Genomic DNA, 13,233 nt, shown 5'->3' on the forward strand with positions numbered 1-13,233 from the left:
TTGGTGAAATTTGAAGTGCCAATTTCACTTGCTCGTCTTGTCTAGCTGCAGTCGCCAGCCCCTCGAGGTCAAATAACCTGAGGCAATAAAAGTCAAAGACCTGACTTTTTTGCCTTAGAACATTTGCTTGTCGGAGGCCCGCTGGATGCGGGTCAGGAAGGCGTTGCGACGTACACGGATGTACTAGTGCAGGCGAAGCGACAGGACGTCGCTGCCTGAGCCTGCAACAGGACGTTGCGCCCTTAGCCTTCCTTCCTCCTCAGGCTACTTCCGCTTTTCCAACCTCGCCGTGTTTCATTTATCTCAGTCGAAAACCGAAAAAGGAACGTCGACTAAAACCGCCACTTCCTGTGGCAACGCCGACGGACCCGCTTCCTGCGGGCCTGAACGGCGATGAGCAGGCGCTTGCGCTTTTCGTTTAATAATCTGCTTTTACAACTGCTGCACAGCGCTCGCAAAGTGTCGGATGATCGCTGTCTTTACCAATATCAGGTGTAACAACCCAACATCTTTCACATGTTTCCCCTTCAGCTTTTTCAACAATAATTGCTGCAGACTTAAGTTTTAACGCATTACTTGGGGCTTCTTCCATGGAGCCTGCTACTTCAAAACCGGAAACGATAAACAATTGATTCATGCTCTCTGAAAGACTATTTAATAAATCTTTAACATCATCATTTACATACAGAGTAACTTTAGCCGTTAAAGATTTCCCAATTACCTTCTCATTTCGTGCTTCTTCCAATGCTTTTAAAACATCATCACGAAGCTTTAAAAACTGTGACCATTTATCTTCAATTTTATCCGCACCATCTAGTTCTTTAAACTCAGGCATATCTGTTAGCTGTACGCTATCTTCATTGGCACCTGGGATAAATGTCCAAACTTCATCAGCCGTGTGAGGCAAAATTGGTGAAAGTAATTTAGTTAAAACTACTACACTTTCATACATTACCGTTTGCATCGCTCTACGCTCATAATGGTTTTTTGATTCGATATATAAAACATCTTTTGCGAAGTCCATATAAAAAGAGCTTAAATCCAATGTACAGTAATTATTCACAGCATGGTAAATATTCATGAATTCATATTCTTCATAAGAATTTCGCACTTCTTTAATTAAGTTATTCAATCTTACTAAAATAAATTGATCCACTTCTCTTAGCTTACTATATTCAATCGCATCCACTTCAGGAGTAAAATCTGCAAGATTCCCAAGTAAAAAACGGAAGGTGTTGCGAATTTTACGGTAAACCTCACTTACTTGTTTCAAGATCGCATCAGATACGCGAACATCCGCTTGATAATCAACAGATGAAACCCAAAGACGAACAATTTCGGCTCCAAGCTGATTCGTAACCTTCGCTGGTACAATGACATTTCCAAGTGATTTACTCATTTTTCTGCCTTCACCATCAAGAACAAATCCATGGCTTAAAACACCTTTATAAGGAGCTTTGCCTGTTACAGCAACAGAAGTTGTAAGGGATGAGTTAAACCAGCCTCTATATTGGTCAGAACCTTCCAAATATAAATCAGCCGGGCGCTGTAGTTCTTCCCTCTCTACTAGTACGCTTTGATGTGAAGAGCCTGAGTCAAACCAAACGTCCATAATATCCGTTTCTTTAGTGAAAACACCATTTGGACTTCCTGGATGTGTAAAACCTTTAGGTAAAAGATCGACCGCTTCTTTTTCAAACCAAATGTTTGATCCATGTTCTCTAAATAATGATGAAACATGTGAAATCGTTTCATCTGTGATGATGATGTCACCATTTTCGGCATAAAACACAGGAATTGGAACTCCCCATACGCGTTGTCTAGAAATACACCAATCGCCGCGATCTCTAACCATATTATAAAGTCTTGTTTCTCCCCAATTTGGAACCCATTTTACTTCTTTAATAGCGTCTAGTAATTCTGGACGGAAATCCTTAATAGAAGCAAACCATTGGGAAGTTGCTCGGAAAATAACAGGTTTTTTAGTTCTCCAATCATGTGGATAGGAGTGAGTAATAAATTCTAATTTAAGAAGCGCTCCAACCTCTTCAAGTTTTTCAGTTATTGGCTTATTGGCGGCATCATAAAACAAGCCTTCAAAACCAGGTGCCTCTTCCGTCATATGGCCTTTATCGTCCACTGGGCAAAGCACATCTAGATTATATTTTTGTCCAACATAAAAGTCATCTTCCCCATGCCCGGGAGCCGTGTGGACACATCCAGTTCCGGAATCTGTCGTAACGTGCTCACCTAATACGACAAGAGATTCTCTATCGTAAAACGGATGTTTAGCAACCACTCTATCCAATTCGGATCCTTTAACGGTTTGAAGCGTTTCTGCATTTTCCCATCCTAAGACAGAATTTACAGATTCTAAAAGATCTTTAGCAACAATATATTGATCCGTATTTACTTGTACAACGACATACTCTAAATCCGGATGGACAGCAACACCTAGATTTGCCGGAATTGTCCAAGGTGTTGTCGTCCAAATAATAAATTTTGATCCTTTAGGTACTGCATTTTTTCCATCAACAACTTCAAAAGAAACGTAAATGGAAGGGGAACGTTTATCGTTATACTCGATTTCTGCTTCCGCGAGAGCTGATTCACTGGAAGGAGACCAGTACACTGGCTTTTTCCCTTTATAGATATAGCCTTTTTTAGCCATCTCCCCAAACACTTGAATTTGCTGGGCTTCATATTCCGGTTTCAATGTAATATAAGGATTTTCCCAATCTCCTCTTACACCAAGACGCTTGAACTCCCGCCTTTGGTTATCAATTTGTTCATACGCATATTTCGTACAGAGCTCTCTGAATTCTGCTACAGTCATTTCCTTGCGCTTGACGCCTTTATTCGTTAATGCCTGTTCAATTGGCAATCCGTGAGTATCCCAACCTGGTACATACGGTGCGCAATATCCGCTCATTGATTTATAACGAACGATAAAATCCTTTAACGTTTTATTCAAAGCATGCCCCATATGAAGATCTCCATTTGCATATGGAGGGCCATCATGTAAAACATAAAGAGGTCTGCCTTTCGTACGTTCTTGAACTTTGCGATATATATTCAATTCTTCCCAACGAGCTTGAATTTCCGGCTCTTTTTTCGGCAAGTTCCCTCGCATCGGAAATTCTGTTTTCGGCATTAATAACGTATCTTTATAATCCATATTTAAAACCTCCAATTTAAAAATAAATACGGCTTCCACTTACCATCAGGCTGAAGCTAGAAAGTCTAGACATTGTTGACTTATCGTATATAGATGATGGAAAGACACTTTCTAGTCGACAGGAACTGAAATTGGAGAAAATAAAAAACCTTCTCATCCCAATAAAGGGACGAGAAGGTATATTTCCCGCGGTACCACCCAAATAAGCAAATGATATTGCCCACTCAAATTTCCGTATCGTGGAAAAGCCGCTTTCATCTACTAGCATTTTGCTTTCGAATTAAGAACTCGAGGGTGATTTTCCATTTCCTTCCTATTCCAGGCTTGCACTACCCCTGAATCGCTTGTTATAGGTTTACAAGAAACGTACTATCCCTGTCATCGTTTATATATAAAATAAGTATACATTATTATATTCCACAGCAAATCGGAAGTCAATCTTCAACTTCTTGAAGAGATTTTAATTCTGAAGCATCAATTTCATACTCCATTAAATGTTCCCAGTCATCACTTCCAAGAAGATCAAGTTGAGCCTCGATCAATAATTTAAATCTTGTTCTAAACACTTTAGATTGCTTTTTTAAATCCTCAATTTCCAACGCAATTTTACGTGCTTTTGACAAGGATTCATTAACAATTCTATCAGCGTTTTTTTCTGCTTCACGAATGATAAGCTTTGCCTCTTTTTGTGCATTTCCTCTTACTTCTTCAGCTGCTTCCTGAGCTACTACAATTGACTTATGTAAAGTGTCTTCAATTGTGCTGAAATGCCCTAACCGTTCATTCATGGAAGCTAGTTTATCTTCCAATTCTTTTTTCTCACGAATAATGAGTTCAAATTCTTTAATGACTTGATCTAAAAACTCATTTACTTCATCTTCATCATAACCGCGAAAACCTCTACCGAACTCTTTATTATGTATATCAACTGGCGTTAACGACATTATGCCACCTCCACGACGGTCTATCTTCCAAGTATTTATTTATATTATACAAAATTCCGACTATATATGGCTATAATCTTTTCATTTTTTAAAAATTTAATTTAAAAGTCCAATTTTTAAGCGCAATTTGTCTTTTTTCGTCTTTCCTTGAATGGATAGTAAACTACATCTTCCATATCCTCTTGCAGAAAGGACATCTCCTTCACCACATTCAAAAGCGGTTCGCTCCACCGTTTCCCAATTTACCTTTGTGTGGCCTTGCTGAATTAATCCTTGAGCTTTTTGTCTGGAAATATTAAAAGAAGCAGCCAAAATTACATCTAAGCGCAAGGAGCTTGCTGTTGTTTCTTTTTCTTTCCAGCTTTCTTCAGATTTAATTGCATTTTGCAGATCTTGTTTTATTATGCTTACTTTGGCCTTTCCAATTGAATTCAGCTGATGGATAACAAAATTCTCCACTTCATTTGCTATAAAAAACTGAATACGATCCCCATTAATATTAATGTCACCAAATTTCTCCCTTTTTAAACCGAGAGACATAAGCGTGCCTAAGACCATGCGGTGGTCAAGCTTTACAAACTTTTTCGGGTAATCAACCTCAAATAAAGTAATAAAGAAATTCTCACTGTTAGGATGCAAATAATCAGGGAAGATTAATGCTCTTTTTCTTTCACTATTTTCAGTGCCTCCGAAAAAAAGGTACTTAACTTCATTGTTCTCCCCAATAATTGATTTAAGGATATATTGCTGGCGCGGATCAAGAAAGTCAGTTAGTTTCTCTGCATATGTATTTTCAACATATTGTTGCATGCTTACAACTTGATCAATGAATTCCTTTTCTTCGGGTCTAAAATGCTGGTAAATAACAGACATTGTTCACACTCCGTAATTTTAAAACCACCCGCTTATTTGAATTAACCCTCTCGATGCAAGGTTCAAAACAAAAAAAGCTACAAGTGGTGAAATATCAATCATTCCGATTGGAGGAACAAACCTTCTAAAAGGTTCAAGATAAGGTTCACATACTTTTGCTAAAAGCTGTCCAAACGATGTTTCGCGTGAGTTTGGAAACCAACTCATCAATATATAAATTATTAAAACCCATGAATATAAAGAAATAGCTGTACCAATGATTTCAATTATCAAATTCATTTTATTTATGTCCACCTCGTATCATGATAATCTTTTTCTTCAAGCAGCTCTGATATATTTCCGGAAACTTCAACATTATCAGGAGTACATAAAAATATATCTTTACCCACTCTTTGAATATCTCCACCTATGGAATATACTGCACCACTAAGAAAGTCGACAATTCTAACTGCTTGATCATGTTGAATACGCTGCAAGTTTACAACGACAGCCCGTCGATTCACAAGGTGGTCTGCCACTTCCTGAGCTTCCGCATAAACTCTTGGCTCAATAAGAATCATTTTAGAAGAGTTTTGTACACTTTGAAGGCTTACAACATTTTGCTTCCGTGTTTTTGGAGAGCTTATTTCCTGTTCAGGCACCTTCGGATTCTCCTTTACAATTTTTTCTTCTTCAATATAGTCATATTCATCTTCAAGCAGAAAAAAGTTTTTGAATTTTGATTTTATTCCCACGATTTAAACCTCCTTCTTTATTCACCAACTAGGGCGGTTCCAATTCTAACGAATGTGGCCCCTTCCTCTATTGCTATCATATAATCATTCGACATCCCCATAGACAATTCATTACAGGGAGCATTTTTAATATTTATTTTCTGAACATCTGCTTGTATTTCCTTCAAACGGCGAAAGCAGCTGCGAAGCTCAGAATCATCACTAGTATTAGGGGCCATCGTCATAAGCCCAACAATTTGAATATTTGTGTAAGATTCTAATTCACGTATAAATGGAATAACATTTTCTGGATGTATCCCATGTTTTGTATCTTCACCCGAAACATTAACTTGTACAAAGCAATTAATTCGAGTTTTGGCTCGCTTTTCGATTTCTTTAGCTAAAGATAGCCTGTCCAGCGAGTGGATATATGTAACTTTATCAATAATATTTTTTACTTTACGCGTTTGAAGAGTCCCAATAAAATGCCATATTGGCCTGTCTTCCAAAACCTCCCACTTGGAAGTCAGGCCATCATCTCTATTTTCTCCGAAGTTTATTAACCCCGCATTAAATGCTTCAAGGGCTCTCTCGGGTGATGCATACTTTGTAACTGCCACAACTATAACCTCTTCAGGTTTTCTATTCGCTCTTTTACATGCTGATTCAATATTTTCTTTAATAAGAGCAAACTTTTCTTCCACTTTCATGAACGATAGCTCCTACTTTTTCGTTTCTGATCAATGATATTAATCTTGTCAAAAATTCACGAAAAGATATTTTCCTTTAGTGTACCATAAAAGAGGTCTGTCGGATAATGAAATATCAATTTTTCGGTACTTCTAATTGTTGTTGAACATATTGTTGATTCTGATGTCTAACAAGAATAACATCTTCTCCAACTTTTACGATATGATTCCAAGGAATAATAATTTCTTCGTCTTTACCAAAAAATCCGAGTAACTTTCCTGAATAACCAATAATAATAGTTTCAATTTTTCCTGTCTCTAGATTGATTTCAATATCTCCAATATTTCCAAGTTTGCGCCCGTCAGAAATATTTACAACGTCTTTAGTTTGAAATTCAGATATTCTAACCATATCGATTCCTCGCCTTCTTTCATTTATTCTATATGTATGCGAGGGATATCTTTTTTACAATGGATAAAATAATCGAGTAGGAGGGAGTGATTAACCCCCGACCTCTCACACCACCGTACATACCGTTCGGTATACGGCGGTTCAACTAAGATTGGTGACGCAAAGTTTCGTAACGAGATAATAGACTTTTGAGCCCTTGGGAATTCCAGTAGGAGTTTCCAAGGGTTCTGTGTAGTATCGGACTTTTGGAGATTCTCCAATAACTTCTACGTGAGTTTCCCCATTCATAAGCCTTTCCTTTCGGAACGCCAAGTCTAATGAGGTTCCTCACCTTCGTGCTTGGTTTCTTCCAATTCTTCCACATACACATCCGAAGTCTTCTTCTAATCCATGAATCAAACTCCCTGAATACACTTGGCGTATCTGCCAGGGCGAAGTATCCGCACCATCCCATTAGATATTGGTTTAGTTTCTCTATTCGATATTCCATGGGATAAGGTTTCTTTCTTGAGGTAATTTCTCGGATTTTATTCTTCATCCGTTTCACGCTTTCTTTGGCAATCCGAACTTTGGGTTCTTTATGAAAGGTAAAACTGAATCCAAGAAATTTCCTCTTCCAAGGACGGTCTACAGCTGACTTTTTCAAATTAACTTTCAGCTTAAGCTTTCCTTCTATAAACAAGGTGATGGAATCCATCACCCGGTTTCCTGCTTTCATTGTTTTCACATAGATATTAGCATCATCGGCGTATCGTACAAATTTGTGACCTCTTTCCTCTAACTTCTTGTCAAATTCGTCAAGGACAATGTTAGAGAGTAAAGGACTGAGAGGTCCTCCTTGTGGAGTTCCTTCCTCACTGGTTGTCACAATGCCATTTATCATGATTCCCGATTCTAGATATTTACGGATTAACTTAAGCAGGCGTTTATCTTCGATTCGTTTCGCTAGTGTCCCCATTAATTTGTCATGGTTTACTCTGTCGAAGAACTTCTCCAAGTCGATATCAACCACCCAACGATAACCTTCCTGTATATAACCTTTTGCTTTCCTAACCGCATCATGGGCGCTTCGACCTGGTCGAAATCCATAACTATGGTCTGAGAACATCGGGTCATATATAGTCGTTAAAACTTGGGCAATTGCTTGTTGAATGAGACGGTCTGTTACGGTAGGGATACCTAATAATCGCACCCCACCGTCAGGTTTCGGGATTTCGACCCTGCGGACGGGTTGCGGTGTATAGGTACCCTCAAGAAGTTCCATTTTCATGGATTCCCAGTGTTTCTTGATATGCTCTCGTAGGTTTTGTACGGACATCCCATCCACACCATGACTTCCTTTATTTCGTTCCACCCTTTTCAGGGCGGAAAGGAGGTTTTCCCGTGACAGTATTCGTTCCATTAACATTGGTTACGCCTCTTTCCGTGAACAACGATTCCACTTATGCCAGTTCTGCTCCACCATCTTGAAGTCCCCCATGGGATTCACCATATCCTCCTTCAAGCATGCCTTATCGGTTATCTGTGTTCATCGCAGGTTACTGAATGCCAAGATGTTGCTCTCTCTTAATTGTTCAGCCCTTCCCATTCTTCTCGAGTTCGAATGGTACTATGGCCTCTGCTGACTTCTGATTGTTCAGCTATCCATCACTGGATAGGTTACCAAGTGAACTTGGCGTTCCAATCAGACCTCCCCAGGTAAGAACGTAGTCTTTCCCTCCACCTATCTGCTTCATTTACTACATACAACCTTCGGCAGAAAGGGCTTTGTTCTGTACTGCAAACTCACCCAATCGTAAATAGCCTAATATGAAGTTCGTGTTCCTCAGACCGGAGGTTTGCCGCTCGCTTCCTTCAGATTCCACGTCACCGTGGACACCCTTGCGTTAAGCTAACTGCTACTTCTGCCTTCGCAGTTCGGGACTTGCACCCTATAGACTACGCCCATGCTGGGCGCACAATAAGAGCATGATTCCCATATATAGAGAATCATGCTCTTTCTTTCTAGCTCCAACGCCTATCAACTCGTGCAGCCAACATTAATTCGTCCGTCATCGTGCTCCTTTTTTCGAAAGTCGTTGGGTAGGGACATTGACAGTCCTATATCGAGGCCGACTAACGAACATTCTGTGGCCAGCATGTAAAGGAGCCCTCCGTTTTTCCTATTTATTGAATGTTCTTATTCATTTGTTTTATAGCTGCTTTTTCTAACCTTGATACTTGAGCTTGGGAGATGCCGATTTCCTCAGCAACTTCCATTTGTGTTTTACCTTGAAAAAATCGTTTGCGAATGATCATTTTTTCCCTTTCATTTAATCGTTGCAGGCCATCATGCAGTGCGATTTCTTCAATCCATTGACTATCGCGGCTCCGTTCATCACTTAATTGATCCATGACAAAAATCGGATCTCCACCATCATTATAAATCGGTTCAAATAATGATACCGGGTCTTGAATCGCATCTAAAGCAAATACAACCTCTTCATGAGGGATATCCAATTCTTTTGCAATTTCTTCCGATGTTGGCTCCCTAGATGTTTTCGCCATCAAGCGCTCCCTGACATGTAATGCTTTATATGCTATATCCCTTAATGACCGCGAAACTCTGATAGGATTATTATCTCTCAAATATCGGCGAATTTCTCCAATTATCATCGGGACTGCATAAGTTGAAAATCGTACATTTTGGCTAAGGTCAAAGTTGTCGATTGATTTCATTAACCCAATACAACCTACTTGAAAAAGATCATCGACATATTCACCGCGATTATTAAACCTCTGTATTACACTTAATACAAGTCTTAAATTTCCATTTACTAACTTTTCTCTTGCAGATCGATCTCCTTGATGCATTTGCCTTAAAAGTTCCCGCATTTCTTCATTTTTTAGGACAGGGAGCTTAGAAGTATCCACACCGCATATTTCAACTTTATTTCGCTTCAACTTTTTCCCTCCTTGCAGGAGCTGATGTACAAAATTAAGTATTTCCGAAGGAGGAAAATCTATGCATTTGCATTTTTAAAGAAAGAGTTGAAAATAAGAAAAAAGCCAATATTATATTGGCTTTTTCCTTTAAAAAATATTTTTTCTTCTATCAACTAGCAAACTTCTTCAGCTTATGAGTGAACATCGACGAAGACTGCCATGCCCTAATGTCTTATGTACGGACCCGCATCCTACAGACATATGGGCTATGAACAGGAGCCTCGTCGTTTTCTTATACCATTTTATTAAATTCTTTTCGAAGTCTTTTAATAATCCGTTTTTCAAGCCGAGAAATATAGGATTGAGAAATTCCAAGCATATCTGCCACATCTTTTTGTGTTTTTTCTTCCCCGCCTGTAAGGCCGAATCTCAGTTCCATTATTTGTTTTTCGCGATCTGATAGCTTATGAAGGGCAGTAAATAGTAATTTTTTATCTACGTTTGCTTCAAGGTTTTTTGTAATGATATCATCATCCGTTCCTAATACATCGGATAATAATAGCTCATTTCCATCCCAATCAATATTTAATGGTTCATCAAATGATACTTCGGACCTCGTTTTATTATTTCTGCGCAAATACATAAGAATTTCATTTTCTATACATCTTGATGCATATGTAGCAAGTTTTATTTTTTTCTCTGGATTAAATGTGTTTACGGCTTTAATTAAGCCAATTGTTCCAATACTTATTAAATCCTCTATATTAATGCCCGTATTTTCAAATTTCCTAGCAATATAAACGACTAATCGTAAATTTCTTTCGATAAGTAATGACCTTGCCGTTTTATCTCCGTTAGGCAGTTTTTTTAAGAGGACTTCTTCCTCATCTTTGGATAGTGGAGGAGGTAGAGCTTCACTTCCACCAATATAGTAAATTTCATCTGATTTCAACCCAATTTTATTAAGAAATCGATACCAAAAATATTGTATGCGCAATCGAAATAATTTCAAAAACATTGTCCTCCCTTCACACTAAGATGATGATTGAATCAAGATGCTGGATGATCCACCGCTCCAGCTACCATATAAGGATGAATAATACATTGAAAACTATCATCCTTTGATAATGTTTGGTTTGCAAAAACAACGAGTGCTTTTCTAATAAATGAATTCCCGTTTTCCCTATGGAATTCTATTTCTTCTGGTTTAAAGGCGCAAAGAAGTTGATTGTTTTTGCCAAGAGACTTAGCAGGTATTAACCTCATAATACTGCTCCATTCAGAGGGAAGGGACGAAGCAGATTCATAAAAATGCTTTTTTTCCTCTGCCACACATATAATTTCTTGCGGCAGCTCATGTTTAATGGAGTGAATAGAAACGATCATAACTGGTGTTTTTGTAAGTGGATCGTATAATTGATTGCCGCTATCAATTAACCCTTTTAAATGTAAAATTATTCCATTAATTTTAATCGTAACATCTATAAGTACATCATATTGGATATTTGAAATGGTCATTGCATTTATTCTTCTTTTAGAGAAATGCCAAGCTATCGGGAAAGCTATCAATAAAAAAAGCCAACTTACTGGATCGCCGTATCCACGTAAACTTTGAATTGACACTGTGGAATTAAGATCAAAATCAAATGTGAGAAAATAATGTGCTCCTATCAAAATACCACCCATTAAAAAAGTTGCAAAATAAAAGGTTAATAGACAGGAAAAAAAAATGGAAAACTTTTTATAGCCAAATGTTATTAATATCATTCCAACTGAAACTGCCATTTTAACTAGAGGATGGGCTGCCATTGATGATAATGGAGTGATGATCATTAAAATTAGCAAGGAACCCATTAATCCACCTAAAATAATTCGAACAGGATGTGTGGTTCTTTTTAAAAAAATGGACGTAGTCCAGAGTAAAAGGCTATCTATAAGCAGATTTAACATCATAATAATATCTAAATATACAAACAATCATACCTCCTCCAGCAAACCAATTTGCGTGAAAAATATAAGATAAGTGCTTTAATAAAAAGTATAAATTAGTTATCTTTTGGAATGTGTCAGTTTCTGTAATGGAATAAATAGAAGTTTTCACTAATTAATTCGATAATTGTCAAAGGCTGTTTTTCGTAAAAATTGTTGTAAAAGCCCAAAAACCGGCTTTTACACCTAATATGAAAGTTAGTGCTACTAATGGAGCGGTAGCTCTTTTTTCGGCGGAATTACGAAATTTGGATGTTCGAATCCATTGATTATTATTAAAACCTGTATAATACAGCAACAATATTTGAGAAAATAGCCTTGTCAAAAAAATACCCCGTAAGCTTTGCGCTCACGGGGTACTTTTTTGCTCTTTTATTATCTTCTTCTATTTCTATTTCGTAGAAATGTTGGTATGTCTAACGTATCTTCAACAGATTGATTTGATCTAGTTGGTTCTTGAACCTCTTCTCTCCTTGGTTCACGAGATACAGTCTGCGCCTGAGCATTTTGTTTACTTTGCCCTAAAGCTGATCTTTGTGGTACAGGTTGAGGAGTAGCTTCATTAAAGCCTGTTGCAATTACTGTAACAATAATTTCATCTTTTAAATTTTCATTTATGACAGATCCAAATATCATATTTACTTCTTGATCCGAAGCGGACGCTACAATATCAGCAGCTTCTTGAACTTCATACAAACTAATATTAGTGCCCCCAGAAATATTCATAAGAACACCTTGAGCTCCATCGATAGATGTCTCAAGTAATGGAGAGGATATGGCTTTTTTAGCCGCTTCAGCTGCACGGTTTTCTCCAGTAGCAACACCAATCCCCATCAATGCAGATCCTTTATTGGTCATGATCGTTTTAACGTCAGCAAAGTCAAGGTTGATAAGTCCTGGAACGGCAATTAATTCAGAAATACCTTGGACACCTTGTCTAAGAACATTATCAGCTTCACGGAATGCTTCAAGCATCGGCGTGCTCTTATCGACAATTTCCAGCAATCTATCATTTGGAATAACGATAAGCGTGTCGACAGCTTCTTTCATTGCACCGATTCCGCCGCTTGCCTGATTTGCACGTTTGCGGCCTTCAAACGTAAATGGTCTTGTTACAATTCCTACTGTTAATGCGCCTAAATCCTTAGCAATTTGAGCGATAACAGGGGCTGCTCCCGTACCAGTTCCGCCGCCCATACCCGCTGTTACAAATACCATATCCGCACCTCTAAGTGCTTCTTCTATTTGCTCCTTGCTTTCTTCCGCGGCTTTTTTTCCAACTTCAGGATTTGCTCCAGCACCAAGCCCTCTTGTAAGTTTGGCTCCAATTTGCATTTTAATTTCAGCTTTTGAAAGATTTAGTGCTTGTGCATCTGTATTGACAGCAATAAATTCTACACCTTGCACGTCATGCTCTATCATTCTGTTTACTGCATTATTACCGCCACCACCAACGCCTATTACTTTAATCGTTGCTAATGAATCTAAATTTGTATCAAAATCCAACATG

At 38.2% G+C, this 13,233-nt stretch carries 12 protein-coding genes and 1 other annotated feature; all 12 genes read right to left on the reverse strand.

All coding sequences use genetic code 11. The features are described 5' to 3' along the window. Positions 1–418 precede the first annotated feature (418 nt). Positions 419–3,178: an isoleucine--tRNA ligase gene (ileS, locus tag KHA96_RS05735; protein ID WP_213128295.1), complete on the reverse strand. Its 2,760-nt coding sequence runs from the start codon at positions 3,176–3,178 to the stop codon at positions 419–421. A gap of 162 nt (positions 3,179–3,340) precedes the next feature. After that, positions 3,341–3,569, reverse strand: a binding site (T-box leader). A gap of 43 nt (positions 3,570–3,612) precedes the next feature. Next, positions 3,613–4,122 (reverse strand): DivIVA domain-containing protein, encoded by a 510-nt coding sequence (locus tag KHA96_RS05740; RefSeq protein ID WP_213128296.1) that lies wholly within the window; start codon positions 4,120–4,122, stop codon positions 3,613–3,615. Between the two features lie 96 nt (positions 4,123–4,218). Beyond that, positions 4,219–4,995 (reverse strand): YlmH family RNA-binding protein, encoded by a 777-nt coding sequence (locus tag KHA96_RS05745; protein WP_213128297.1) that lies wholly within the window; start codon positions 4,993–4,995, stop codon positions 4,219–4,221. 18 nt (positions 4,996–5,013) lie between these two features. Then, the gene (locus tag KHA96_RS05750) at positions 5,014–5,274 is read right to left on the reverse strand and encodes a YggT family protein (RefSeq protein ID WP_213128298.1); all 261 of its coding nucleotides are present in this window, start codon (positions 5,272–5,274) and stop codon (positions 5,014–5,016) included. A gap of 5 nt (positions 5,275–5,279) precedes the next feature. Continuing rightward, positions 5,280–5,729: a cell division protein SepF gene (locus tag KHA96_RS05755; protein WP_213128299.1), complete on the reverse strand. Its 450-nt coding sequence runs from the start codon at positions 5,727–5,729 to the stop codon at positions 5,280–5,282. A 17-nt stretch (positions 5,730–5,746) separates the two neighbouring features. Next, complete coding sequence (locus KHA96_RS05760) at positions 5,747–6,418, reverse strand: YggS family pyridoxal phosphate-dependent enzyme (protein ID WP_213128300.1); 672 nt, start codon at positions 6,416–6,418, stop codon at positions 5,747–5,749. A 115-nt stretch (positions 6,419–6,533) separates the two neighbouring features. Next, positions 6,534–6,809, reverse strand: coding sequence for a YlmC/YmxH family sporulation protein (locus tag KHA96_RS05765; RefSeq protein ID WP_213123140.1), 276 nt, complete (start codon positions 6,807–6,809; stop codon positions 6,534–6,536). A 145-nt stretch (positions 6,810–6,954) separates the two neighbouring features. Continuing rightward, positions 6,955–8,217: a group II intron reverse transcriptase/maturase gene (gene ltrA / locus KHA96_RS05770; protein ID WP_213127439.1), complete on the reverse strand. Its 1,263-nt coding sequence runs from the start codon at positions 8,215–8,217 to the stop codon at positions 6,955–6,957. Between the two features lie 758 nt (positions 8,218–8,975). Continuing rightward, complete coding sequence (sigG, locus tag KHA96_RS05775; RefSeq protein WP_213109599.1) at positions 8,976–9,752, reverse strand: RNA polymerase sporulation sigma factor SigG; 777 nt, start codon at positions 9,750–9,752, stop codon at positions 8,976–8,978. A 274-nt stretch (positions 9,753–10,026) separates the two neighbouring features. After that, complete coding sequence (sigE, locus tag KHA96_RS05780; protein ID WP_481748208.1) at positions 10,027–10,752, reverse strand: RNA polymerase sporulation sigma factor SigE; 726 nt, start codon at positions 10,750–10,752, stop codon at positions 10,027–10,029. Between the two features lie 32 nt (positions 10,753–10,784). Beyond that, the gene (gene spoIIGA, locus KHA96_RS05785; protein ID WP_213128302.1) at positions 10,785–11,711 is read right to left on the reverse strand and encodes a sigma-E processing peptidase SpoIIGA; all 927 of its coding nucleotides are present in this window, start codon (positions 11,709–11,711) and stop codon (positions 10,785–10,787) included. 387 nt (positions 11,712–12,098) lie between these two features. Next, positions 12,099–13,232, reverse strand: a complete 1,134-nt coding sequence (ftsZ, locus tag KHA96_RS05790; RefSeq protein WP_213128303.1) for a cell division protein FtsZ — start codon at positions 13,230–13,232, stop codon at positions 12,099–12,101. Position 13,233 lies beyond the last annotated feature (1 nt).

It is taken from the genome of Bacillus sp. FJAT-49711 (genome assembly GCF_018343715.1).
GTDB lineage: Bacteria > Bacillota > Bacilli > Bacillales > Bacillaceae_C > Lederbergia.

Coding starts and splice junctions, on each gene's coding strand:
- KHA96_RS05745 (WP_213128297.1), bottom strand. CDS start 4,995: ATGTCTGTTATTTACCAGCATTTTAGACCCGAAGAAAAGGAATTCATT.
- ileS (WP_213128295.1), bottom strand. CDS start 3,178: ATGGATTATAAAGATACGTTATTAATGCCGAAAACAGAATTTCCGATG.
- KHA96_RS05740 (WP_213128296.1), bottom strand. CDS start 4,122: ATGTCGTTAACGCCAGTTGATATACATAATAAAGAGTTCGGTAGAGGT.
- sigE (WP_481748208.1), bottom strand. CDS start 10,752: ATGTTTTTGAAATTATTTCGATTGCGCATACAATATTTTTGGTATCGA.
- KHA96_RS05760 (WP_213128300.1), bottom strand. CDS start 6,418: ATGAAAGTGGAAGAAAAGTTTGCTCTTATTAAAGAAAATATTGAATCA.
- KHA96_RS05765 (WP_213123140.1), bottom strand. CDS start 6,809: ATGGTTAGAATATCTGAATTTCAAACTAAAGACGTTGTAAATATTTCT.
- ftsZ (WP_213128303.1), bottom strand. CDS start 13,232: ATGTTGGATTTTGATACAAATTTAGATTCATTAGCAACGATTAAAGTA.
- KHA96_RS05750 (WP_213128298.1), bottom strand. CDS start 5,274: ATGAATTTGATAATTGAAATCATTGGTACAGCTATTTCTTTATATTCA.
- ltrA (WP_213127439.1), bottom strand. CDS start 8,217: ATGTTAATGGAACGAATACTGTCACGGGAAAACCTCCTTTCCGCCCTG.